The following is a 26,137-nucleotide window of genomic DNA, read 5'->3' as shown; positions in this document are numbered from 1 at the left end:
CAGAGCGGACACGCTCATGAGGGGCGCGCGGACGCGCAGACCTGAGGATAGCGGATGTGCGCTTGAGGGGCGCTCCGGCACACAATGATTGGTTGTAAATGGGTTTTCGATACCGGTGGAGCAGGCCGTGGCGCATGGCTCGGCGGGGTTGGCTATGCCCTCACCAAAATGGCCCGATCCTTGGGGCGTTTTCCTGATGTCGTCATCGGCTCCTCGGTCGGCGCTTACATGGCTGCTGACGCGGCAACAGGCAATCCGGATGTGTTCCTCAAGGGATGGACTGATTGGGGCGCGGAGCGTATGCCGCCACCCGCTGTGCCGCCATCAGAACAAGGGTTCCTTCACGTCCGTCATTTCCGCGCCCACTTGAAGCACTCGATCGAATACGTGCTGGACGATTCAACCATGGCGTCCATCCTGAGCGAGCAAAATCCTACACGCTTGGTCATCTGCACAACCCAGATCACTCGCCACGATGGCCGGCCGATCACTCGCCGGGATATGCGACGACTGTTCTGGCAATCGTTGACGCGCAAGCTGCCGATCAAATACCTGGCCGATGGCTACATCTACCGCGCTGTCTTTTTTGATAGCCGGCCTCCCACGGTCACGCCACTGATCCGCCGCCTGAGCTGCGATAACCTTCGTCAGGCGATCATGGCGTCGTGTCTGATTCCGCTGGCTATGGGCTTGCCGCTGCGCTATGACGGCATGGACCTGATAGACGGCGGATTCACGCTGAAGATGCCACTTGATCTGCCTTCGGATACAACCTACGCCGAGCTGTCGCGGAGCTTGCAGGCCAAAAAGACGCTCGCCATCAGCGCCGAAACCGACGGCGTTCTCTGGAAAACAACGATGCGACTGGAGCGGTGGAACGATCAAGCAGATATTCAGCAAGCAATCCACGATGGCAAGCTGCTGATCATTGCGCCGACGAGCAAAGTCGCTGCCGGCACGCTCTGCCGGGACAATCGCCTCATCATGAAAACATTCTGGCAAGGCGCAGAGTGTGCTGAGCAGGTCATGCGAACGGAGGCCGGCAAACGATTTTTTGAACTTTAGAGCGATTTTCAATTGCATTTAGCCTGGTTGCCCTGCATCTTGTTGCGGCTGATGCACGCTGCAAGCGCGCCCCAGCGTAAACTCATTCACAAATCGCTCTAGTGCGGTCTGCGAATGAGTTCATCCTGTGAGCGCACGCCCTGCCCCCGCGGGGAAATTCGAAGCACGAAATCCCGAATCCGAATCGTTTCGGATTTCGATATTCGGATTTCGGATTTCCTGTTGCAAGGGCGCTCCCACGTTTTTATGTTTCATGGCGTGCCATTGCGCAGAGGCGATTGGCTAGCAAAATCCTAAAACAACGGTGTCGGGATGTCACCCCAACGCACATGAGGCGGCGGCGTTTCAATGCTGGTGATTTGACCTGCTTCAACGTTGACCTTAACCAGCACGATGGGGTCTCGACCATACGCGCGCGTGATGATCTCTTTGCCTTCAGCAGCAGGCTCGTGCGTTCGCACGCGGGTAAACAGCACTTTGTAAAACCGGCGATCAAAATTCTCCGGCGTGTAATGCCCACCTTGCGTCGTTTCCATTGGAATATCGGGCAGCTTCCATTCAATCGGGACAACGTACACCAGCAGCTTGGCGTTTGGACCAACGCTGCCCAGCGCGCGTTGTGTCTCAGTGTGGTCTTGAGCGATCCGCGCTGCCTTCACCAGTTCATCCTGCGTGAGCACCGCTGGCGAGATGATGGCCATATTGTCGGCATAATGGGTGGAAACCCGTGAGAGCGAGTAATCGCGGAGCCATTGAGCAATGCCAACTGTGGCAACAAGCACCACGGCGTAAAGCGCTAGCGCAGCAACCAGCCTCTGCCAACCAGATGCCGGCAAAACGGCCGGCGCACGCTTGAAGAGTCCGCCGGGGAAAAACATGCCCGTTTGCGCTTGATATGCGCGGTAACTTTCGCCGAATTTTTGCACGCATCGCTCCTCCTCATGACGCGCCAGGAAGTAGTAGAGGAAGAGCATCGTGACAAACATCAGGAGCACCAGAAACCGAGGCCAGTGAATGAGCGTGCCAAGCCCGACGATGGCCAGCGCAGCGTATTGCGGATGCCGGATGAATCTGTATAGCCCGCCGGTGACGGCGCCGCGCCGTAGGATTTTGGCTGCGTAGATCTGCACGAATCCCAGCGCGAACACCCCTGCGCCGAGCCAGACAAGCGGGTCACTCAATTTTGGTAGAAGGTTGAGCACAGGACTCGTCGTTTGAGAAAAGTGCGGCAGGAAGAAACCGGTCAGCCATGCCGTCTGCGCGGAGTGGTGAAACAAGTTCAGCCACGGCCCGTAGGCCGAATAGAAATAGAGCGCAAAGGGGCTGATCATGTAGAGAATTTCAAAGACGATGACCAGATAGAACATCCATGCGGCAGGCACAAGTGTTCGATTCAGGTTGACCATGTCGCCAGAAGTATACGGCAACCTGCAATGCTTGCAAGCGGCTTTGAGCGGCCTCTGCTTTTTTGCTTGCTGAAGCCGCGGCTGTCGCATTAGCGCTCATTTCTGAAACAAGCAAAATCTTTTTCATGCATAAAGTCGGGGAACTTTCCTTTTCTGTCCGGCGTCTCAATGACGTGCCAACACTACACGGGTCGGGACGGTATGATATAGTATGAGCATGAAAAATCTTATAGCGCTTGCGCTACTCTCCCTTTGTGGGATGATGGGTTCGATTATGATAGATAGCCTTGCCGACACACAGTTGCCGGAGTATGAGCGATTAAAAGCCGATGCCGAACGACGCTATGCTGAAGGCTCTTACGCTCAAGCTCACGAGTTATACATGAAAGCCGACGCGCTGAGCCTGCCGCCAGACGAAGCGCGGTGGGTTGATTTTCGCCTTGCCGATACACTCTGGCGATCAGAAGCGGCTACAGAGACCGCCGATTCGACCAAACGCGACCAGGCGCGGGAGCAACTGGAGAAGTTGATTCGCGATGTGCAACGCGACGAAGAGAAAGACCGTCTCTGGGCTGAGGTGCAGGAATCGCTCGGCGATTTCTGGTGGACGCAACCTCAGGTGCGCAACTGGAGCCGGGCGTTGATCCACTATCAACAAGCGCTCGATTGGTGGGCCGGCTCTAGCGACATCCCGCTGGCGCGGCAACGCTATCTGAACATGGTTTGGCGAATGGCGAAGCCGCCCGACGCCGAGCCCTACTACTATGGCTACTACGGAAGCGCCGTGCCGCTGGAGATTCTGGAAAATGCTTTGAAGATAGCTCAAACTGACAATGACAAGGCGCACGCGCATTATCTGATCGCCATGACGCTTCGCCAACACAGCACTCGGGAACAACGCCGGCGCATCCCTGAAGAATTTGAAGCGGCGCTCAAAGGCGGAAAAGCAACGGATTGGTATGATGACGCGCTCTATCACTACGCCGAATGGGTGGCCAGTTATGGTCGCATTGTGGAGGCAGAAGACGGCCACTTGAACTACGAACCTGACTTCATCAAGGCACTGGCGCTATTGCGTCGGCTGACGCGCGAATTTCGCGAAGGGGAAACGCGCTATTACGATCAAGCGCGACGCGAAATTGAAGAGATCACGCGGCCATCGCTCGGCGTGAGCGTAAGCAACATTTTTCTGCCTGACTCGGAAATTCAGTATCATTTGAGTTGGCGCAACGTGAAAAGAATTGATCTAGCCATCTACAAAATTGATCTCACGCGCGATGTGCAAATGTCCGGTTATGATGCCAATTGGCTTGGGCAACTCACTCTGAGCGGCCGTGCCAGAATCAAAACATGGGTCAAAGAGACCGGTGACAAAGGCGATCATCAACCCGGCCAGCAAAATATGCGCCTGGATAGCAAATTGCCAACCAGCGCGTACGTCATCGAGGCCAGAGGCGGCGGCCTCACGGCGCGCGAGCTGATACTTGTCACCGATGTATCGGTCGTAGTGAAGGCCTCAGGCCGGCAGGCGCTGGTCTACTTTTGTAATGCACTAGACGGGTCGCCCATCGCCAACGGCACGGTCACACTCTGGGAAATGCAGGAAGGCCCTCGGTGGCACAAGCAAACCAAACAGACGGATGGCAACGGCCTCGCCGTCTTCGATGTGTCGCTAAGCCCGAGCTACTATAGGAATTTGTTTGCCAGCGCGGCGCTCGGTGACCGTCAAGCCTACAGCGCCGGTTACAGCTCGCGGAGCAGTCGCGAGCATCAGCCATGGCGCATTTATGCGTTCACCGACCGGCCTGCCTATCGGCCCAATGAAGAGGTGCAATGGAAGTTCATCGCGCGGAAATACAACGGCTCGGTCTATACGACGCCGTCGAATCAAACCATCGAGTTTGAAATCATTGATCCGCGTGGATCAAAAGTGCACGCGGGCAAAGCCACGCTCAATGCGTTTGGCAGCGCCTGGGGTTCGTTGCGGTTGACTGAGGCGATGCCGCTGGGTGAATATCGGGTCACATTCTGGAACGAAGGTCGCCAGCAGCATATCGGCTATGCCACGTTGTTTCGGCTGGAAGAATACAAACTGCCGGAGTTCAAAGTCAGTGTACACACGCCGGAAGAGAACGGTAAAAGGAAATCGTTCAAACTGGGTGACAAAGTTGACGTGAGCATCCAGGTTGAGTACTACTTCGGCGGCCCAGTTGCCAATGCGACCGTTGAGGCGCTTGTTTACCAAGAGCCATTCTATCACTGGTGGCGACCGCCACGCGACTTCCCATGGTTCTATGATGAAGCGTCGGCGGAGTACCGCTCCTATGGCAGAAACAATCAAATCGTGAAGCGCGAAACGCTCAGGACTGATGCGCTCGGCAAAGCGACGTTCACATTTGAGACGCCACGCGGCGCACAGCAAGATTTCGAGTACCGTGTCGAAGCGCGCGTGACCGATGCCTCCCGACGCGAAATCATCGCCACCGGCGCCGTGCGCGTGACCCGCCAGAGCTATTACGTTTATCTTCATCCCAAACATTACCTCTATCGCCCACAAGACAAAGTCACCGTCAACGTCAAGGCGCTCGATGCCAATAATCAACCGGTCCAAGCCGAAGGCACGATCAAGCTGGTGCGCGAGTATTGGTACGAAATCTGGGTTGATCCGATGGGTCGTGAAGTCAAGGGCGATGAGCTCAGGCGGCTGCGCGAGTCAAGCAAAATCTTTCCACCACCCCCGCAACGACCGGGCCAACGGCCATGGCAACCTAAATTCCGCGGCTACCAATATGACGAGATTCTGACGCGACTGGTAAAGACTGATCCCAACGGCGAAGCCGAATTCACCTTCACGCCCGAACGCGAAGGCTACTATCGCGTGAGCTGGAACAGCAAAGATAAGGATGGCGCGGCGATCAAGGCTGATACGACCGTTTGGGTTGCCACCAGCGCTTCGACCGATCTTGGTTACCGGCATGGCGGCTTAGAGATCATCGTAGACAAAGACACATTCCGCGTGGGACAGAAAGCGCCGGTCATGTTGAGCGCGCCGACGAATGATCGCTACGTGCTGTTCAGCATCGAAGGAGAAGACCTCTACAGCTATCAACTCATTCATCTGACCGGCACGGTCAAACTGATCGAAGTGCCGATTGAACAGAAGCACGTCCCCAATATCTTCCTGAGCGCAGCGATGGTGAGCGACCGTCGCCTGTTCATGGATGTGGAGCAGGTCATCGTTCCGCCGGTCGAGCACTTCCTCAGTGTGGAAGTCAAGTCCGACCGCCAGGAGTATCAGCCGCGCGAGGAAGGCACGTTGACGGTGACAACGCGCGATCAGCAGGGACGACCGGTTGCCGCCGAGGTAGCGCTCAGTTTGGTGGATGAGTCGGTGTTTTATATCCAGCAGGACTACGCCGGCGACCCACGACAATACTTCTATGGCGAGAAACGCCGCCAGTACGTTCAAACACAGAGCACGTTTCAACAAAAATCCTATGTCAAGCTGGTCGAAGACAAGGATAAGCACTTGATTGACGAGTGGGCGCGCCGCGACTCTGAAGAAGGCGAGCTTGCTCGATATGATGCGGCCCGCGTCCCCGCCGGCGTACTCGGTGATACGTCAGCGCGATTGGTTCTTAGCAAAGAGAGCGCTGAGTTACAGGCGGGTGTTGTGCAAGAGATGCTCGTGGTGGAGCCTACCATGGCTGAGGCGAGAGCGACGGCAATGCTAGCCCCGCCACCGGGCGAAGAACCGCCCGTGCAGGTACGTAGCGACTTTCGCGCGACTGTCGTATGGCAGCCGGATGTCATCACGGACCAAAATGGGCAAGCCACAGTGAACGTCAAGTACCCCGATTCGACGACGACATGGAAAGCGACGGCGCGCGTCGCAACGAGCGGAAATCAATTCGGCATCGCCTCGGGCACGACACGCACCACGCAGCCTCTCATCGTTCGGTTGCAAGCGCCCCGGTTCTTTGTGGTCGGGGATGACGTGACGCTCTCGGCTGTGATCAACAACAACACCGATGAAGACATGACGGTGGCGACATCGTGGGAGATAAACGGGAGCGCCGTGAATGTCCTCGATGCCGTATCGCGTCAGCCTCAGCCGCAGCGCGTGAAAGTTGCCGCTCATGGCGAAGCTCGCGTGGATTGGCTCGTCAAAGTCTTGAATGCCGGCGCAGTCTCGATCAAGGTCACCGGGCGTAGCCAAAAATACGCCGATGCGATGGAAAAATCCTACATCGCTTATGAACATGGCATTGAAAAATTCGTAGCCCGCTCAGGCAAAACGCGCGGTGATGACGTGACTGTGAGGCTCGATATTCCCAGGGAACGTAAACCAGACTCAACCACGCTGACCGTGCAGGTAACGCCCAGTATGGCCGCGATGATGCTGGATGCGCTGCCGTACTTGATTGATTATCCATACGGCTGCACCGAACAGACGATGAGCCGATTTCTGCCAGTGGCCATCAGTGCCAAAACGCTCAATGACCTTGGCCTCAAGCCGGAGGTGGTCATGGGGAAAATCTTTGGCGGCATTGAACAATCATTCGCGCAGAAAACGCAGCCCGAAGGCAAACGGGATTTGCGGGAACTGGACGACATGATCAAGAAGGGACTGGAACGGCTCTACGACATGCAGCACAACGATGGCGGCTGGGGCTGGTGGAAGGAAGGCGACAGCGATCATTTCATGACCGCGTATGTCGTTTGGGGATTGACGCTCGCGCGCCAGGGCGGCATGAACATCAAAGAGAGTGCGCTCGAACGCGGCGCAGAATATCTCATCAAAGAGATCGTCGAGCAAGAAAACCAGTACGACATGCAAGCGTGGATGCTCCATGCGCTGGCTGCTTATCACGTTTCATCCAGACCGGCTGGCGTCGGTCAATTCCAGGCCAAGGCATTTGAAAATCTCTGGACAAACCGGGACCGGCTCAACGCTTATACGCGCGCGCTGCTGGCCCTGAGCGCCCACTATTTCGGGTATGCCGATCGGGCAAGGACGCTCGTTAGGAATTTGGAAAATGGCGTCAAACTCGACAGAGCACCGGATACCTCGGTCATTCAACGCGGCGGAGAATCGGCGCAAGACACGGTCATCGGCACAGCTCATTGGGGCAGAGATGGCATCTACTGGCGTTGGTCAGACGGCGCCGTCGAATCCACAGCGTTCGCGCTGCGCGCTTTGCTGGCCATTGATCCTCAGAATAAGTTGATCGAGCCGGTGATGAACTGGCTGGTGAAAAACCGGCGTGGCGCGCAGTGGAGCAACACGCGCGACACGGCCATCGTTGTGCTCACGCTCAGCGAGTACCTGCGCCAGAGCGGCGAACTAAATCCCTCGTTGGAATATGAGCTGTTCGTCAACGGTCGCTCGATTGCCAGCAGACGACTGACGGCAGAGGATGCGTTGAGCGCGCCGAGTCAATTTGCCATTGACCGTGAACTGATCCGTGACGGCGCCAACGAGATTCGCATCCTGCGCAAGAGCGGGCGTGGGCCGATCTATTTTGCTGCGCAGGCAAAGTTCTTCAGCTTGGAAGAACCGCTCACGCCGGCAGGCAACGAGATTTTCGTCAACCGGCAATACTACAGGCTGGTGGGTCGCCCGACATTGCTCAAAGGGTATGTCTACGACAGACTGCCACTCAGCGACGGCGACTCGGTGACAAGCGGCGACCGCATCGAAGTGGTCATGACCATCGAAGCGAAGAATGATTACGAGTACCTCGTGTTTGAAGACCTGAAGCCGGCCGGCCTGGAAGCTGTGCAAATTCGTAGCGGCGAAAAGCTCTACGCGCACGAGCTGAAGTCGGGCGCTGTCGAACGTCAGATGCAAGCAGCATCCGGCGCGCGAGAACAAGCCGTCAGCAGCGACTGGCAAACGGTCAGCGATTACACGCGCCGGCGTCGGTGGGTCTATCAGGAATTGCGTGACCGCAAAGTCGCCTTGTTTATTGACAAGCTGCCGCAGGGCGTGTGGCAGATACGTTATGATTTGCGCGCCGAAGTGCCAGGTCAATTCCATGCGCTGCCGGTGCTGGCTCATGCGATGTATGTGCCGGAGATACGCGCCAACAGCGCCGAGGTGCGCATTCGCGTGGAGGATCAGAAATAGATTGGACTGAGCTGCGCCTCAGTCAGCATGCGCATCGCCCCATGAGGCGCTGCTGGCCAATTCAGATGCAGAGGCTCAATGCAAGCACGGCGAGCGGCTCCCCCAAAAGCTCTCTTTCCGCATTCTTCCTTTGCCCGCGTGCATTGCGCTTTTGCGCGTCCAAATGCCTATTGTTCGGCGACGCCTTTGACGATCAGCGCGATAGGAAATTGCGCCTTGGATGCTGCCTGCAAAGTAGCAACAAATGCAACGTGCCCGTGCCCCCTTTCAACAACGGCAGGAAACGTCTTTTGGCCTTCAGCCGAGACCAAGCTCAAACAGGCTGGATGAGTGGTCCCGCTGGCCTTTCTGCTCAGCGCCATAAGATCATCGTATTTCAGCGGCGCATCAACTGCCTGGTCGGCAGCGACTGGAATGAGTAATAAGAAATCGCGAGTGGGCGCAGCGCCAAGATGATTGCCGTCGTTCGGTAGCAGTGCGTAACGCATGGTGTAGGCGCCGGGTTTAAGCGTTTGCCCACGATAATCGGCGCTGGGTTTGAGCAGTGATATAACGCCGACGAAGGTTGACTCGGCGAGTTCAGTGTAGGTTGCGCCAGGCACATCAGCCTTGGCTTGTGTAGGGATGGTTTTCCGCCACCAAATATCGCAGAGAGCTTGATTGTCGCCGAGAAAAACGCGGTAGCCTTGCTCACTGAGCGCGCTGCGGAGCGACTCAGATGCGCTCGCGTCAGTGAACGAGCCAATCGGTTCAACTTTGCCGCCAGCCCACACGGTGGTCAGTGGCAGCGCGAGCAGTATGATGGCGAGAATTTGACTGAGCATAAAATACCTCCAGTTACCGCAATAGTGGAGAGTGCGAAGTGGTTGGTGGACAGTGGCAAGTGGTTGGTGGTCAGTGGTTCGTGTTCAGTGAACAGTGGCAAGCGGTCTGTGGAGAGTGTGGACAATCGTTCAACCTCATGCAGCCCTCCGCTGTCCACTGCTCACTTTTCGATGATTCACTCTCCACCGACCACTGTTCACTGACCACTAACCATTACCTACTGACCACTGTTTACCGACCACTGTTCTCTATCCGCTCGTCAGCGCGAGAAGCTGCCGACGAATGCGCTGCGCTTGCCCTGTAACGTCCAGGATACGCCCAGCGCCGGGCCGGTGTATTGATCGAGTGTAGCCACAGCCGGCATCGCATGACACAAAGCGACCAGCGGCGGGTAGTACGTTTCCTCATTGCCGCACAGATGATCAGTGTGGGCAATGGTACGTGTTTCGATGGCCGCCAGATGACCGGCACGCAGGCTGACATGAGCGTGGTGTCCGTCGTCGTGTCGCATCTCTAGGCGGATGGGCGCCACTTCGGTGTGGACAACATTCTTCAACAGATCACCGGCGAGTTCCTGGGCGAGTCCGACCAACGCTGTCCGCTGCTCGGCGCTTGCCCGTTCGTCCACAATAAGGACCGCTTTGGCCGGATAGGGGCTGCTGTGCGGGTCTCCCAACGTAGCCTTCGCCTTGACGACGCCAACGACGCTCAATCCATCGAGGCGAACGCCTTTCCACTCGCCTTGTTGCACGCGCCACGCCAGGATGGCTTGATCGCCAACGAGGCCGACTTCTCCGTTGGCCACGCAGGCGCCGGTATACACGTCGGCGCTCCGCGTCTCGACATAATCACCGCGAATCTGTTGCGCTTGAGCGACGGTTGAAAGCGTCAGCAGCATGACGCCAATTCCAAGCATGAAACTGAATCGTGACATCATCATCTTTCCTCCATGAATCAGCACAATGCCTGACGAACGCTGAATGATGAACAAGCGGTCGGTTCGCTCGCCTTATTCATCTGGCAATGTGCAGCAATCATTCTCTCATGCCCGCCCGGTGCCATAGCATGCGCGGCTGGGTGATGAACAATTGGCCGGCTCGGCTAACTGTCCATCTGGGCCGATGCAGGTCTGAGTGTAGAGGCACCAAAAGAGGCCGTCATGAGAAGCAGGAACCGTTGGATCGCTTTCCGCGAGAACGAACTGTCCTTTCCAGCGCAGGCAATGGCACAACGCCGGATGGTGGATATTGAAACGTTCGGCTTCCGTCATCATCGGACACCTCCCCGAGCAGCTTGCATGATAGCCCGTTTGACGGCGACTTGCGCGAGTTGAATTTTATAGCCGTTATGGCTTAAGGCCTTGGCTGTCGCCACAGCAGCGCGAGCAGCCGCCTGCGCGACCTCTTCATTGATGGTTTTTCCTGCCAGCGCGCGCTGGGCTTCCACTGCGACCCACGGCACAGGCGCGACATGCCCCATGACAACGCGAGCCGATTGGATTTTGCTGCCACTCAACCGGAGAGCGACGGAGGCCGTGGCCAGCGGCCAGTCTAACGCTTCGCGTTGCCGCACTTCGTACGTCGCACTGGGACCACCAGCAGGTGGCACAAGGATGTCGGTCACGATCTCATTGGGTTGCAAATCATATTCGCGTTGCGCGTTCGATTGTGGGATCAGGAAGAACTTCTCCAGCGGCAGCTCGCGCGCGCCCTTTGGCCCGAAGATGCGCAGCCGAGCGCCCAGTGCAATCAGCGGCGGCGCCAAACTCGACGGATTGACGAAGTAGGCCGGCCCGGCATTGCCCAGAATCGCGTGGTAACGATTGTCGCCAGCCAGCACGAGCGATTGACCGCTGCTGTCTTGCGCCAGCAAGCCAAAGCCAGCGCGATAATACCAGCACCGCGGCCGCTGGCACAAATCGCCGCCGACCGTGCCCATGCTCCTGATTTGTGGGCTATGAATGCCTTGTGCGGCTTGATGCAGGGCCGGATAGTGTCGTTGCACCTGCGCATCGTCGAGCACTTGCTGGATGGTCACTAACGCGCCCAGCCGCAGACCGGTCTTGGGATTGAACGTGATGCCCTGCAGCTCGCGAATCTGTTTGATATTGACGAGCCGCTTTGGGCTTACCACGTCATCCTTCATCAGTGACAATAGGTCGGTGCCGCCGGCCAGCACTTCGGTCTCGCCCCAGCGGCTGGCCAGCAGAGCCACGGCTTGTTGTGTCGTTGTTGGGCTGGCATATTCAAACGCGCGCATGGGCACCTCCTTTGTTGGCCAACGCTTGCAAGACACGCTCAGGCGTCAGCGGCAGATAGGGCACGCGAATTCCTATAGCGTTGGCCACTGCATTGGAAATCGCCGCGCCCGGCGAAACCACCGGCGGCTCGCCCAGCCCGATGACGCCGCGTGCATCATGCTCCGGTCCGGTCATCATGTGAACGACCAGCTCGCCGATGTCGCCAAGGCCGGCCAGCTTGTAAAATTCTAGGTTCGGATTGAGCATGCGGCCTGTGGTACGATCCATGATCTTCTCCTCATAGAGCGCGTAGCTGATGCCCATAATCATCGCGCCGTAGCATTGGCTCTCAGCCGTCTTCAGATCAATGATCAAGCCGCAATCTTGCACAGCGACCATCTTGTTGATCTTGACGACGCCGGTTTCCACATCTACGGAAACGTCGGCGATTTGCACCCCCCCTACGCCGCTATTGGTCAGGTTACCCGGACCGGGATTCTTGCCTCTGACAGTCAGCGGCATGCCGCCCAGTTTGGCGCACGCTTGCGCCCAGCTTAATTGGCGGCTTGGGTTGTTCTTGACGCGAACCGTTCCGCCGACGGCTTCCAGTTGGTCCGGTGTTGCCTCCAGCGCCGGTGCGACTTTGGCGAATAGTTGATCGAGCGCATCGAGGGCCGCCCGTCGCGTTGACGATGCCACGCCGCCGACGGTCGTGCTGCCGCCGGAGCCGCCAGAGACAGGAAAACGAGAGTCCCCGATCATCACCCGGACTCGGTCCAGCGGCAGCCCAAGCGTCTCTGCCGCCACGATGGCAATGACCGTGCGCGTGCCGGTGCCGAGGTCTTGTGTAGCCATCTTGACATCCACAGAACCGTCAGGATAGATGGTCAGATCACAATCACTAGCATGCCCGCGTCCACCCCAGGTGTGAATTGAAAGACCCAGGCCACGTTTGATCGGGCCGGGCGATTTGTCGCCGCGCGGATGCCAGTGCTTTCTCCATCCGCTTAATTCGGCAGCCAGCAGCAATTGCTCACGATAGAGATTGGCTCGCACTCCGGTCAGTTCGATGTTCTTGAGAAAGAAATCGAGCGGGTTCATGTTCAAGCGCGCGGCCAGGTCGTCGAGCGCCGCCATCGTGATCAAACAGGCTTGCGGATGCCCCGGCGCGCGCCACGCTCGCGCGCTGCCGACGTTGTTCTGGATGGCGGTGTGTTGCTTGCGTTGATTGGGAATGTCGAAGATGTACGGCAACGGCGGCGCGCCACCGCCGCCCATGCCGCCGCTGCCCCACGATTGCGATTGCCAGGCAACCACAGTGCCATCACGTTTGGCGCCCACTTTGACGCGAGCATAGGATGAAGGGCGCGCCCCAGCGATCATCAGCTCAGCATCGCGCTCCAGCATCATCTTGACAGGTCGTCCGCCGGCCAGCTTGGAAAGCTGCGCAGCGACGATGTCCCAGCGATCAGCAGCGAATTTGCTGCCGAACCCGCCGCCGATATGCTCTTGCTTCACGTGAATGTTGCCAGCAGGAATTTGCAGCGGTCCGGCCATCTGTCCAGCAATCGCCGACACAGCCTGCGTCGAAATGTGAACCAGCAGGTTGTTTTCATTCTCCCACTCGGCCACCGACCCGTGCGCTTCCAGGCAGCAATGCGTGATCATCGGCATGCCGTACTCTCCTTCGATCGTGACGTCAGCTTGTTGAAACGCGCTGTCCGGCTCGCCTTTGATCTCTTCTGCCGTCGGTCTGGCCATCTGACCGGCAGCTTGCGGATTGGTGTCCTCGACCAGGTGAGGCAGTTTCTCATACTCAACTTTGATTGCCCGGATGGCGTCGCGCGCGGTCGGCTCATCCACAGCAGCGACAGCGACGATTTCACTGCCCGCCCAGAAAATCTCTGTACCCGGCCCTTGAATCACCTTCACAGCTCGCACGCCGGGCATCTTCTCGGCGGCGCTGGTATCAATGCTGATGATCTTGGCATGCGCGTGCGGGCAGTGTAGGATTTTGCCATAAAGCATGCCGGGACGGTTCAGGTCGTAGGTGTATTTGGCCTGACCCGACACTTTGGCCGGGCCGTCTACGCGCGAAATGCGTTTCCCAATGAGTGTGCGTTCAGTGGCGTCTGGCCATTTGTATTCAGCCATTGGTTTGCCCTCCTTTGCGCGCTTTTGCAGCCTGCATCAGAGCGGCTTGCACGCCGACATAGGTGCCACAACGGCACAGGTTGCCGCCCAAGCCCTGTCGGATTTGTTCCGGCGTCGGATTAGGATGTTGATTCAGTAGCGCCTGACAAGCGACGACAAATCCCGGCGTGCAGAATCCGCACTGTTGGGCGTCATTTTCGACAAAGGCCTGTTGAATCGGATGGAGCGCTTCGCCTTGCATCAATCCTTCAACCGTGGTGATTGGCTGACCTTGCGCTTCAATAGCCAGCACTGAACAGGCGTACACTGGCTTGCCGTCTATCAGAACAGTGCAGGCGCCGCAACTGGCGCGGTCGCACACGCGCTTGGCGCCGGTCAAATCGAAGTGGTCACGAAGCGCTTCCAACAGCGTCACACGTGGCTCAAGCTCGGCTGTGTATTTCTTGCCGTTCACCGTGAGCGAAACGGGCACTTTCCCAGGCCCGTACAGCACAACCTCAGCTCCGGCGACGGTGATCGTGCGATGGCCGATGACAAGCGGGACCGACAACGAAAGCCCTGACACTTTCAAAAAATCACGACGCGATAGGCTTGCGCCCGATTGCTGCGACTGCTGATCCTCATGCTTCATACTTCACCTCCCATGCTGCGCTCACGACGCGCGCACGTAGCTCAACTTTCTGTGTGGTGCTTGGCATAAAACAGAGCCGATAGTCTAACGCGCCAAGCTGTGCTGGTCAAACACCTGACCGACGCTGCCAGGCAATGGCTGGGATTTTACAACGATTTACACGCCAGGATGAGGACGAAGCAACCAACGCGCCTTGCTTTTCAGCCGATGGCAAGTCGGCTAGACTTGTTCGGTGGGTTTGAGTCAGATTCATCATGGAGGCACTATGCAAGCGATCAAGCGTCAGGCGACCGTTGAAGCAGGAGGCAAAATCGTATTGCCCGATAGCCCGTTCCGAGAAGGCGAGTCGGTCGAAGTGATTGTGCTAAAGCGCGCCGATGAAGCAGTCAATCTTTACGACGAGCGGCCCTGGGGCGCTTACTGGGTCCTTGAAGATGCAGACACGCATAAAGTCAAACGCATCGAGGTGCGACCGGGCCAACGCCTCAGCTACCAAAAGCATGCGAAACGCTCCGAGCATTGGTTCATTATCAGAGGGACGGCCAAGGTCACGTTGGACGGACAAGACTTCATCCGCAAAGCCGGAGAACCGATTGACGTGCCGGCTGGCACAGCCCATCGCATTGAGAACATCGGGCAGGATGTGTTGACCTTCATCGAAGTGCAATATGGTAGCTACTTCGGTGAAGATGACATTATCCGGCTGCAGGATGATTACGGGCGCGTTCAATAGAAATGGTTTCCACTTTGTGTATGCGCCGCGCGCGATGATGCCAGCGCATCACAGACCGGCGCGTACTCAACACTTAGCCGATGGGTGAGTGCTGGCCTCTTCTTTTCACGTCTGCAACGCGCGTTGCAGCGCCGTTGAAATGTGTTTATCGCTGACTTCCTAACATCCGCCATCACTGACAGGCTAAGCTGTTTGATCTCAAGCGTTCGTTACGAGCAAAAGCTCGGCTCCTTATGGCATGGCATTTGCCCCAACATCCTGTCACTTGTTGAAGAGTCTCTGTTGTCGCGTGCCTTGCGTTGGTCGCGCAGTTAATCAACAAGGAATCGCCCTTATGCTATGTCACGCCATGAAGAATGAAAATGGAGCACAGGCGTTCCCGCTTGTGCCACATTCTCAAGGAGGACTCGGATGATCAAGCAGCAACGACCTTCTGCGAAGCAGCGTCAGCCCATTCCACTGAATCTGCGCCGCTCAAGCATCACCCTCATGCTTATAACGCTGGTGTTGCTGGCCGTTCCGCTTTCGCCTGTGGTTCCCAAAGGACCAGTTGCATCAACTGAGGCAGAGTATGATCGGGCGCTGATCAGAATTGCTGAAGCTGGCCTCTATGTGCGCCGCATGGTGGACGGAGAATTGGTCTGCCGAGAAGCAACGGCAGAAGAAGCCGCGATGGTCAAGTCGCGCGACCCCGATTACCCAGTGATGCCAATTCGCCCAATCCGGTTCTACCACCAGCAGGATGGCTTGAAGATTGTCCTGCGCGGCACGCCGCAACTAGACCGTTTTCCCGAAGCCAGAGAAGCGTTCATCCGCGCGGCAGCCGCTTGGGAAGAGCGCGTGCAGACACCGATCACAGTGGTCATTGATGTGGATTACGGACCGACCTGGTTTGGGCAAACGTATCCTTCTGGCGTTCTAGGCGCGACAGACCCACAGATGATCGGTCGCACAGGCAACTATGGTGAGGTGCGTTCGCGGCTGATTCAACGGACACCGGATACACACGAAGCGTTGATTTACGGCGCATTGCCAAGCGGCGCGTTGACTGCTGACATTGGTTCCATCAATTCGGTCATGGCGCCTTCGCCGGTGTTTCGTGCGCTTGGCTTGTTGCCGCCGGTGGCTGATCCTGCCGGAGAGAAGAGTCAATTGGGCGACCCGCCGGCCATTGGCTTCAACTCCAATTTCAGATTCGACCTGGACCCCAACAACGGTATCGAGCGAGGCCGCTTCGATTTCAACGCCATTGCCATTCATGAGATCGGACACGCCTTAGGATTTAGCTCGCTCACCGGCTACCGAGAACTTGACCGTCGGTTTCCGTTGGCTCTCAGTGTGTGGGACCTGTTCCGTTTTCGGCCAGGTGTCACGATGGCTTCATTCACCGGCGCGGCGCGGATTCTTTCTGCTGGCGGCGAGCACGTCTTCTTTGTTGGCGGCGAAGAGATACCCCTTTCGACCGGCCGACCCGATGGCTCAGGCGGCGATGGTAATCAAGCGAGTCACTGGAAAGATAACACGCTCATCGGCCGATTTATCGGCGTGATGGACCCAACCATTGCGCCCGGTGAACGAGAAACGCTCACTGTGAATGATTGGTTGGCGCTCGATTTTTTTGGTTATCACCTAAGAACCACGTTCAATCCCACCGAAGAGTTATCCACCGACGACGGCACGAGCGAACAGGCCGTCTCCGTTAATGGCGCGTTGATCGTCAATCGGTTGACGCCGACGCGATACCCTGCCCGGTTGCAAGCCGTTCGCCTCTACTGGGAGGCATTTGCAGGTCTGCCTAATCCGAGTGGTTCGCAAGTTCGTCTGATTGTTTTCACCGATCCGACCGGCTCAGGCCGACCTCCCAATAACCCGCAGCGGGCTGTGGATCAAATGGTCACCATTCCCAGTGTGACGAATGCCGGCGCGTTCGTTGATTACCAGATCAACAATGGCCCGACCCTGACCAGCGGGGATTTCTATGTTGGATTCCAAGCGCCGTCGCCCGCCGGCGGTGTCGCTTTCGCGGCTGATTCCAACGGCATTCAACGGCGGCGCGCTTACTTCTCTGTCAACAATGGAGCGAGTTTTCAAGGTCCGCTGGTGTTGGTTGATGGACGCGGCAATCAGACGCCGGTCAATATCCTGATTCGGGCTGTGGTGGCGCGCTAGCGGATGGTGAATGAACGACACACAGAGCGCCGATACAAATCAGCTTGCTGTGCGTATTGCATGCTCTATCGTTTTCACTCACCAATTGTCCAACGGTGATTATTGAAGCTCGGCAGCGATTGAACAATTGCGCCTTGCTTGAGAATGTGGCCCAGGCATGCCTGCCTGTGATTCATTTTCATGCTTCGTGGCGAGCTGTTGCATCGAGGCGATTCCCACCAGAATGTGGCCCAGACATTCCTGCCTGTAATTCATTTTCATGCTTCGTGGCGAGCTACTGCTCATGAGCGAGTCCCCGAATAAACGGGACAGCGGTGGCGTGCGCACGACGGCTTTTGTAGAAATTACGGGGGCATACGTTGGCACTCCTTCAAGATTGCTTCCAGCTCAGCAATCACCTCGAAGTCCTTCGGGCGACCCGCCGTGCGCTTCACGTAGATCAAACGTTCCAAGCCAAGACATAAACCTTTAAGTCAAACAAGTGGAGTTCAACTGTATGGGGAGGCAAATCGTCATAACGGCCGCCAGCCGTAATTTCGCCAAGCAAATCAATCGCTCCCAGCGACGTGACCAGCGTGAAATTGAGGCCGTTCCAAATCGTCCTCTCGTCCCATACGAAGGGCAATCCCAGAGGCGCGCCGCGTAGATATGGGTGGTGCGGAGCCAACGCATGCACCAGCCTCGTGACGCACTCCAGCGTTCGCCGATAGACAATATCCAAAGCTTCAGTTGAGCGGGCAGAGCCGTGCGCTACGGCCACTGCGCCACCGACGATAATGAATTCAACCTTGGCCGTTGCCAGGCGATCAATTGATCAAACCTGGTGATTACGTTTTTTCAAGTCCTGGCCGGCGCACCGCAATTGCTCGATGAACGCCTGCAAATTCATCAAATTCTTGAACCACTCTTCAACGGTTAGTTTGAGATTCTCGCGAATGAGCGTGCGATCCACGTCCTTTTTGTAAGCCTCGATGACCGGATCAAGTTCGATGCAGGGCTCCTGGTGTGTCATCACTTTATCATGCTTTCGTGCTGCGTCGTTCACAGGATCACATCATAGCGCGTATAGGAAAAGGCCTTAACAAAACCATTCTGCATATACCAATCGTTCGAAGAAAGGCCCTATGTGAGTCAGGAGCCAGGGGCCAATAGTCTGGAGAAAGGTCGTGTTTGAACAAGCGACATGCAGAGCAACAGAACGGCCGAAACGGCAGTCAACGATTTTCTATGCACATTTGTATTGCCTACTCATGCTACGCTCCTTTCTGCTGAGCTGCGCAAGCGGTGCCTGAGCCGGTAGCCCGACGTGCAACGTCTGGAAGGGCGTCATCCCCGGTTTTCATGGCCGCGCGCACAAAAATGCACGATGCCAACCGACCGGCGCTCTGGCTGTGGTTGCTCACCGGCCGCTTCTCAAAAGACTTCATCAGGAAGGCTGAGCGTTATGGAAAATGGCTTGCACGGCGGGATGGTTGAGGAATGTGTGCCGCAGCCCATCAGCCTGATCGAGCGAATCGGCCAACTGATGGAGCACAGCCGCGCTCCGTGCCCAATAGGATTTTGCCTTAGACCGTGAGCGCCGTTGTTCATAGAACCGTGCGGCCGTTGCGTAAACGCGCCACTGAGCTAGCGGCGCCGATGCGGCTTTCAGCGCACTCAACGCGCAAGTCAATTGCGCTTCGGCCTGATGCCAGTCTCGCCGACTCATGGCCACGTCAGCCAAGAGGCGATGGCCCAGCGCCAGATAGGTTCGTTCGGGCACAAGTGAGGCCAGTTCGCACAATTGTTCGGCTGTATGTTGCGCGTGATCCAGGTCACCCTGCCGGAACTGACACTCAGCCAGGCCGTAGTGCAACGGCGCGTTCAAAATCCAATCCATCACCCAACGCTCATTGCTCAGATGCGCCGTGATTTCGTCGAAGCAGGCTGAAGCCTGCTGCCACTGTTCGAGGCCATTATAGGTCAGACCGGACACGATCAAACTTTTGAAGAGTAATTGTCCGCTCTCTTGCGGCGAGCTGCGGGCGTATTGAGCCGCGGGTTCACATAACGCTCGCGCCTGCTCAAAGTCGTAAGCCTCTTGATACAACCACGCCAATGCCACGCGGAATAACCACGCCCACACCGTGTGGCCGTTACGCTCGGCCATCTGGATACCGCGCTGCAACGAGGCTTTCATCCGAGCCCACTGGCCGCTGTGCAACAGGCCCCACGCGCCAAAGAACTTGGCCAACATGTAATCAAAGGCCTCGCCTGATTGCAACGCCAGTTGCATGCCAGCCTCAGCCGCGCGGCTCGCAGCCAGGTAATTCGAGCGCATGCATTCAAAATAGCTCTCACGCGCCGTGTGCAGCGTCAACCACGAAGGCTCGTTGGCCTGACGGGCTGCGGCCACACCGGCGATGAACGCTTGCGCGTCTTCGTCGCGCCAGCCGCGCAGGTTCAGGCTCCAATGCCCACAATAGCCGCGCATGTGCGCCCGCAGCAACTCATCCTCAATCTGCTCACTCAACGCAGCAGCTTCATCAACGGCTTGTAAGCACCGCTGGCGATTGATCCAGAACTGGGCGCTGGCCGCCAGCAACGAGGCCCACACCTGACGGTCTACCCGCCCCAGTTCTTGCGCGCAGCTCATCATCGTTGTGAAGTCTTGCACAGCTTTGTTCATCTGGCCCACTGAACGGTAGACGCGACCGCGTTGCTCCAACAGCTCAAGGCGCGCCATCGGCCTGTCTGACTCGGGCAGTTGCTCGGCCAGTTTTAACGCCCGGCTCAGGTAAGCGATCGCTTCGCGATTGGCCGAGCGTTGCACATCCTTGGCGGCCACCTGTTGCAAGTAATGAATTGCCCGCCGTTTTTCACGCCCTCGCTCAAAGTGCATGGCTAATTCGCCGGCAATCACCGATGGATCATTGGCGAATATCCGCTCGCCGGCGAGCCCCAGTTGGCGGTGCATCCGACTACGACGCGCCGGCGCAATCCGATCATAGAGCACATTTTGATAAAGCTGATGAATGAAGCCATATCGCGCGCAGACTGTGCCATCAGGAAGTTCACTGACGCCGACGGCCTCAATGAACTGGCGGCGGCGCGACAGCTTTTCGCATGCCTCTTCAGCCTGAACAACATCTGCCTCCAGCAGGGCCGCCACTGCCGCTGCGGAGAACTCAACGCCGATACCGGCGATGCTCATCGCTTCTAGTACCTGCTGCTGATCGGCAGGAAGACGCTCAACTTGCTTTTCGATGATCTGACGAATGCTGTCAGGCACTGCTGTTTCAATCTCGCCCATTGGCATTTTCCAGTGCCAGCCATGCTCGTCGCGGACGAGCATCTCGTGCCTCAGCAGGTAGTCCACCATACTGATCATGAAGAGCGGATTGCCATCGGTCCGCTGATGCACAACCGGCGCTACCTGATGCGCCACGGCATCATCGCCCAAGCAAGCCTTCAGGTATTCGGTCACGGCTGACTGGGTGAGGAATTCAAGCGCGATTTCTTGACACCGGCGGTGGGTCGCAAGTTCCTGTTTCACGGTTTTCAACGGATGTCCACTCAAAATGATTTCCACCGGGCGATACGTGGCCAGCACCATCAGCCGGGCGTACTCTCGCCGTTGAGCCATCGCTGTGATGAAATCGAGCGTTGAATAATCGCTCCAGTGCATATCCTCCAGCACGAACACCAAAGGCGCCTCCAACGTGAGCTGCTCGATCGTTTCCGTCAGCTCGCGCAACATCCGCTCGCGGGTCGCGCCAAGCGTTTCTCGCGCCACGCCGTCGCGTTCGCTCTCTTTGATCAACCAAGGCATCTGTACGAGCCAAGTCGGTGCATGACGATGCAGCAATTCCACTAACAGTTCACGTGCCGGCCCGCGACACAGCCGACCAAGCACGTCTAACACGGGCAAGTAAGCCTCGCCCGAACCATATTGGTCGAGGCACTGGCCGCGTGCAATCAACACTGACGGAGGATCGTCCGCGACGCCTGGAAGGTCCGTCAGGCTCTCCAAAAAGGCTTCGATCAATGCAGTCTTTCCGATGCCCGGCTCGCCGGTGATGAAGATCACCTGTCGCTCGCCGCGCAAAGCGCGTTGCAACCACTCGCGCAGTTGCCTGAGTTCTGCCTCTCGACCGACCAGTGGCGTTGTGTGCGCTTTGGAAGTTGGAGGCTGAAATGAAGAGGCAAACGCAGATTTGTCCCTGGTTGGCTCGCGCGACTCTACAGTCAAGACCTTCCCGATAAACCGATACCCGCGCCGATGCGCTGTCTCGATAAACTGAGGGTTCCTGGCGTCATCATCCAACGCCTGTCGAATCTCGCGAATACACACCTTTAACACGGCGTCCGTCACGTAGGTCTGAGGCCAGACGGCGTTGAGCAATTGATCTTTGCTAACCAACTGTCCGGCCCGCTCGACCAGATAACACAACACAGCAAACGCCTTCGGCGTTAACGAAATCGCTTGATCGTTCCGCCACAGACATTGATTGGCCAAGCTGAGCCGAAATGAACCAAATTTGACGTCCTTCTGTTGTGTCATGTCTTGATGCGAGTCAATGGTCATCAACCGTTAAATCACGTCTGCAGCAGTCACATCGGAAGAAGTGAACCTCTACCGTTTAGAGGCCAAGGGGCCTGCCTTTCTGATGACTCAACCAATCAGCGCATCGGGCGCGTTAACTCAGAAGGTGTGCCTTGCTGACGCCCTAACGGATACCATGTTGAACCCTCGCTTGAGTGCGCCTCCCTAACAATTTTGCATCCCTGAAGCCCGCATAGGATGCCAATTGGACAAACTAGCGCGAGGCGGCATTGTAACACAACGACCCAACGCCGTGAAGCAACGCAGAAAGCAAATCGAAGGGGCACCGGCTTCGACCCCTCGTCTCTCCCGAACATAGCCACCGACGCCACAGAGCACACAGAGGAGTTGTTCGTGTCGTTAGCCACGACGCGAGAGAAACGATGAAAAACCCCACAGGCGGGAACCCCTGTGCCGCTTTTTTGAGGAGACAGGACAAAGATGAACTCGGTGGCCTCTGTGACCTCGGTGGCTCCTTTTTCATCCTTACAACTTACCGAAATCTTACCGAATTACTACCAGACTTTTATGACTTGCAAACCCCATTGTTGGTATTCTCCCGATTGTTACGTGGACCAACATTAACGCTTATGACTAACGAAGGCCAAACAACCCAGTTGAGGAGGAACGGCTGATGTCCAATCGCCGAGCGTTTGTTCTCCAATTTCAATCGGACGCAGACCTGCAACAGGGACAGTGGGAAGGACGCTCGGAGCACGTCAGTTCGGGTCGCGTCATGCACTTCCACTCGTTACAGGAGATGCTTGGCTTTTTCTGCGAGATGGTGCAGGAGGAAAACTCGAAACTGGCGCAAGAGGAGTGGACCGATGCCCATCAAGCATAGTTGATTCACCATCCAAAACAATCAAGGGAGGACCATGTATGAAACAGACACGACAATGGATGAACCTTTTGAAACTCACCGCTTGCCTCGCTGTCGGCGTTGCTCTCCTGAAGGTTTATTTGCCGGGAGGCGGCACTGAGGCGCAAGCTGTTCGTTTTCCCGGGCCGACGTCTTCGCAACCATTGGCCCTCAGCGCCGACGATAGCCTGCTGGTCGTCGCCAATGCCGACAATGACACCGTATCGCTCTTTGATGTCAATCCGGGTGCCGGTGAGTTGACCCGCCTGGCGGAAATCCCTGTGCAGGATGAACCCAATGGTGTCGCTATATTGCCTAACGGCACGCGCGCCTATGCGGCCAACACGGTCAGCGGCACGGTTTCCGTGATCAATGTGGTGAACCGCCGCGTGATCACCAATATCCCAGTAGGCACAGAACCCTACGGGCTGGCCTTGACGCCCAATGGGCGAAAGCTCTATGTGACCAACTCGCGATCCAACTCGGTCTCCGTCATTGATACAGCCACCAATCAGGTCATCAGGACAATTGAGAATGTTGGCCAGGAACCGCGTGGTTTGGCGATCACTAATAACGGTGACTTCAATGATCTGGATGAAACCGTCTACGTCACGCAATTTCTCTCGTTGCCGCGTGCCGTGGGTAAACTGGATGGCGAAGATGACAGCAAAGTCGCACTGGTCACAGTGCTGTCTACCACCACCGACTCGATCGTCAGCACAGCGGTGTTGCAACCGATTGCCGACACTGGCTTCCGCGCTGCCGGCGATGCCATCAATCGGATTGCGCCGGCCAACCCGCCTCAATTCACCTTCGTCACCGGCGCCTATCCTAATCAATTGAACAATGTGGCCATCAAAGGCAACTTCGCTTATCTGCCCAACACCGGCGCCTCGCCCAATGGTCCGGTTCGGTTCAACGTCAATACACAAAGTTTGCTGCACGTTCTTGACCGCGCCACCAATCGCGATGCCTTGCAAACCATCAACATGCACCTGGCTGTGGCGCGCCAGCCAGCAGGCTTGGAAAAACTCTTCATTACACAGCCGTGGGCGATGGCCTTTAAGAATCGGACGAACGAAGGATTTGTCGTCAGCGCCGCCAGCAATATCGCAGTTAAAATCTCGGTCAATCCCACTACGGGCGCGCCCACCGTCGTTAACAATCCAGCCACCGGCCGGGTGCTCGACATCAGGGTCGGCAAGAACCCACGTGGTATCGTCATCAACTCGATTGACACGCGGGCTTACGTGATGAATTTCATCTCGCGCGACGTGACTGTCATTGATCTGACGCGCACACCAGAGGCCGCCATCGCCACAGTTCGCTCAGCCGCCCTGCCGCAGCCAGGGACGCTCGAAGACCGTATTCACATCGGCAAGGAACTGTATAACACGTCGGTCGGCGAGTTCGATCCGGCGCCCGGCACGACCACGCCGCTTGTTGGCCGCATGTCGTCGGAAGGCTGGGGCAGTTGCGCTTCATGTCACCCGTTTGGTCTGAGCGACAATGTCGTGTGGATTTTCGCTGCCGGCCCCCGCCGCACGATTCCTCAACACACCGACTTTGACCAAACCGACCCGCAGCGCGAACAAGACCGGCTCTACAACTGGTCAGCCATCTTTGATGAAGAAGAGGACTTTGAACTGAATATCCGAAACGTGTCGGGTGGCCAGGGACTAATCGTGCTGGCCGATGGCGTCACGCCGGACCCCAATGTCAACGCCTTTGCGCCAGCTAATAGAAACCGAAATCAGGTGAAAGTGCGCGGCGTCGGCGCTTGGGATGCGATGCGGACATTCATCGCGTTTGGCATTCGCGCGCCAATCTCGCCGCTACGCAAAAACGATCCCGATGTCATCGAAGGCGAGCGCATCTTTCGCGCCAATAATTGTCAACAGTGCCACGGCGGCCCACAGTGGACATCAGCCATACGAAACTTCACGCCGCCGCCGGCTGCTAATCAACTGAGCAATGGACAATTTGTCGGCGTGCTCCGCAGGGTTGGCACGTTCGATCCAACGCTCAAGAATGAAGTGCGCGCCAACGCAGCACCGCCATTGGGCGCTGACGGCTTTGCGCCTGCTTCATTACTCTCGCTGTTTGCCTTCCCGCGCACCTTCTTGCACGGGGGCGCTGTGGATTCGCTCGAAGCGGTATTGAATAACGTTGAACATCGCAGCGCGGGCACCGGCGTTGATCTGCTGGATGATCCGGAACAGCGACGCAAACTGATCCGCTTTATCCTCTCGATTGACGCGCGGACGCCGCCGATCAATCCATGAAAAACTCAAGGCTCTCAATCCCGCCGGCTAACGGGCCAGCCGGCGGGGTTGCGCCTTGGGTCTGACATTCCAAATCGGTGATGTGAAGCGGGCCCTCGTGACGGGAGTTTTTCTGAGGAATCGCCAGTGTGGTTAATGCAGGCCACGAAGCATGAGAATGGACCACCGGCGGGACGTCCGAGCCAGATTCGAGACGAATCTGAGCTGGGGGCGTCGGCAGAGGCCCGCGCAGAAGGTAGCCAGATGTGGAACGCTCTGGACGTATCATTGCAAAAAGGCCTGGCGCAGTGGTGCTGCGCCGAGGTGGCCTGTGCACGGCTTGACCGCGCACACGCTTGGTTAGCTCAGCCTGCCACGGGCTGCGCCGCCCGACGAAGTACGTCACATACGAGGTCTGCACGAGCAACACCATCACAACCTTAACCAAAGACCACATGATAAGGAGATGACTCTGATGAAACACGACAGTCTGAAAAATCGGCGAAACATGATGACGTGTGTTTGGCTGGTGGGATTGATCTTTTGGCTTGGAGCCGGTGGGCGGTGGCTGGCGGGTTTTCTGTCTGTGCCGACGCAGGCTGCGACGCAGCAGGCAGCATTGGCTGGCTGGGGAAGCGAAGAGTTACAGCCGACACGAGCCATTAAAACGGAGCATATCAATTTGACGGGGAGCCTTGTTGTGCCGACCGTGTATGAGGGCGCGGCTGGGCTGCGACAAATGCTGGGACATCATCAGGCGCGCCCGACGGCGTTGGCCTCGGCCGATTTTGATGAAGATGGCGTGCCGGATGTGATCTGCGGGTACGAGGGGCCAAGTGGTGGCCTCATTACGTTGCATCGAGGCAATCTGGAATCGCTCTGGCCGCGCGGTCATGGATCAGGGATGGCGCAGGGCGGGGCACAGCTTTTGGACGCGCCGCCGTTTTTGCTGGAGGCGCGGGTGTTTGAGCTTGGTGAAGCGCCGGACTTGCTGGGCGCAGGGGATTTCGACGCTGACGGTCATCAGGATGTAGTGGCGGGCGCACGGGGTAGCGAATTCCTATATGTGCT

Annotated in this window: 16 protein-coding genes; 7 read left to right on the top strand and 9 right to left on the bottom strand. The window is 57.2% G+C overall.

Annotation, left to right across the window (positions count from 1 at the left end; translation table 11 throughout):
* Nucleotides 1–84 precede the first annotated feature (84 nt).
* On the top strand, nt 85–1,065 hold the full coding sequence (locus NZ823_05460) for a patatin-like phospholipase family protein (GenBank protein ID MCS6804578.1): 981 nt from the start codon (nt 85–87) through the stop codon (nt 1,063–1,065).
* Nucleotides 1,066–1,358: 293 nt separating this feature from the next.
* Here NZ823_05460 and NZ823_05455 read toward each other — a convergent pair whose 3' ends face one another.
* Nucleotides 1,359–2,561: an isoprenylcysteine carboxylmethyltransferase family protein gene (locus tag NZ823_05455; GenBank protein MCS6804577.1), complete on the bottom strand. Its 1,203-nt coding sequence runs from the start codon at nt 2,559–2,561 to the stop codon at nt 1,359–1,361.
* 184 nt (nt 2,562–2,745) lie between these two features.
* Here NZ823_05455 and NZ823_05450 point away from each other — a divergent pair, with 184 nt between their 5' ends.
* Nucleotides 2,746–8,604 (top strand): MG2 domain-containing protein, encoded by a 5,859-nt coding sequence (locus NZ823_05450; protein ID MCS6804576.1) that lies wholly within the window; start codon nt 2,746–2,748, stop codon nt 8,602–8,604.
* Nucleotides 8,605–8,771: 167 nt separating this feature from the next.
* Here the strand turns inward: NZ823_05450 and NZ823_05445 are convergent, their stop codons facing one another.
* The 5 genes from NZ823_05445 to NZ823_05425 form a co-directional block, all read right to left on the bottom strand.
* Entirely contained in the window at nt 8,772–9,428 is a 657-nt protein-coding gene (locus NZ823_05445; protein MCS6804575.1) for a hypothetical protein, read from the bottom strand.
* Between the two features lie 260 nt (nt 9,429–9,688).
* Nucleotides 9,689–10,369: a DUF1326 domain-containing protein gene (locus NZ823_05440; protein MCS6804574.1), complete on the bottom strand. Its 681-nt coding sequence runs from the start codon at nt 10,367–10,369 to the stop codon at nt 9,689–9,691.
* A 329-nt stretch (nt 10,370–10,698) separates the two neighbouring features.
* Nucleotides 10,699–11,688 (bottom strand): xanthine dehydrogenase family protein subunit M, encoded by a 990-nt coding sequence (locus NZ823_05435; protein ID MCS6804573.1) that lies wholly within the window; start codon nt 11,686–11,688, stop codon nt 10,699–10,701.
* Nucleotides 11,675–13,822, bottom strand: coding sequence for a xanthine dehydrogenase family protein molybdopterin-binding subunit (locus NZ823_05430; protein MCS6804572.1), 2,148 nt, complete (start codon nt 13,820–13,822; stop codon nt 11,675–11,677). The genes NZ823_05435 and NZ823_05430 overlap by 14 nt, the downstream gene beginning before the upstream one ends.
* A complete protein-coding gene (locus tag NZ823_05425; protein ID MCS6804571.1) occupies nt 13,815–14,453 on the bottom strand; it encodes a (2Fe-2S)-binding protein in 639 nt (212 codons plus the stop codon). Before NZ823_05425 ends, NZ823_05430 begins: the two co-directional genes overlap by 8 nt.
* Nucleotides 14,454–14,814: 361 nt before the next feature.
* Here NZ823_05425 and NZ823_05420 point away from each other — a divergent pair, with 361 nt between their 5' ends.
* Both NZ823_05420 and NZ823_05415 read left to right on the top strand, forming a co-directional pair.
* Nucleotides 14,815–15,186 carry a phosphomannose isomerase type II C-terminal cupin domain gene (locus NZ823_05420; protein MCS6804570.1) on the top strand — a complete coding sequence of 124 codons (372 nt, stop codon included), beginning with the start codon at nt 14,815–14,817 and terminating at the stop codon, nt 15,184–15,186.
* Between the two features lie 411 nt (nt 15,187–15,597).
* Nucleotides 15,598–17,355, top strand: a complete 1,758-nt coding sequence (locus NZ823_05415; protein MCS6804569.1) for a M10 family metallopeptidase domain-containing protein — start codon at nt 15,598–15,600, stop codon at nt 17,353–17,355.
* A gap of 439 nt (nt 17,356–17,794) precedes the next feature.
* Here NZ823_05415 and NZ823_05410 read toward each other — a convergent pair whose 3' ends face one another.
* From NZ823_05410 to NZ823_05400, 3 genes are all read right to left on the bottom strand, one after another.
* Nucleotides 17,795–18,115 carry a hypothetical protein gene (locus NZ823_05410; protein MCS6804568.1) on the bottom strand — a complete coding sequence of 107 codons (321 nt, stop codon included), beginning with the start codon at nt 18,113–18,115 and terminating at the stop codon, nt 17,795–17,797.
* Between the two features lie 54 nt (nt 18,116–18,169).
* The gene (locus tag NZ823_05405; GenBank protein ID MCS6804567.1) at nt 18,170–18,367 is read right to left on the bottom strand and encodes a hypothetical protein; all 198 of its coding nucleotides are present in this window, start codon (nt 18,365–18,367) and stop codon (nt 18,170–18,172) included.
* 414 nt (nt 18,368–18,781) lie between these two features.
* Nucleotides 18,782–21,898 (bottom strand): AAA family ATPase, encoded by a 3,117-nt coding sequence (locus tag NZ823_05400; protein MCS6804566.1) that lies wholly within the window; start codon nt 21,896–21,898, stop codon nt 18,782–18,784.
* A gap of 676 nt (nt 21,899–22,574) precedes the next feature.
* Here NZ823_05400 and NZ823_05395 point away from each other — a divergent pair.
* The 3 genes from NZ823_05395 to NZ823_05385 all read left to right on the top strand — a co-directional run.
* On the top strand, nt 22,575–22,784 hold the full coding sequence (locus NZ823_05395) for a hypothetical protein (GenBank protein ID MCS6804565.1): 210 nt from the start codon (nt 22,575–22,577) through the stop codon (nt 22,782–22,784).
* A gap of 38 nt (nt 22,785–22,822) precedes the next feature.
* Nucleotides 22,823–25,087 carry a YncE family protein gene (locus tag NZ823_05390; GenBank protein MCS6804564.1) on the top strand — a complete coding sequence of 755 codons (2,265 nt, stop codon included), beginning with the start codon at nt 22,823–22,825 and terminating at the stop codon, nt 25,085–25,087.
* Between the two features lie 454 nt (nt 25,088–25,541).
* A partial coding sequence (locus tag NZ823_05385; protein MCS6804563.1) for a hypothetical protein occupies nt 25,542–26,137 on the top strand: 596 nt, incomplete at its 3' end.

Source organism: Blastocatellia bacterium, assembly GCA_025054955.1.
Classification (GTDB): Bacteria; Acidobacteriota; Blastocatellia; order HR10; family J050; genus JANWZE01.
The sequence above is the reverse complement of the archived record's forward strand: the minus strand, read 5'-3'. Positions and strand labels throughout refer to the sequence as shown.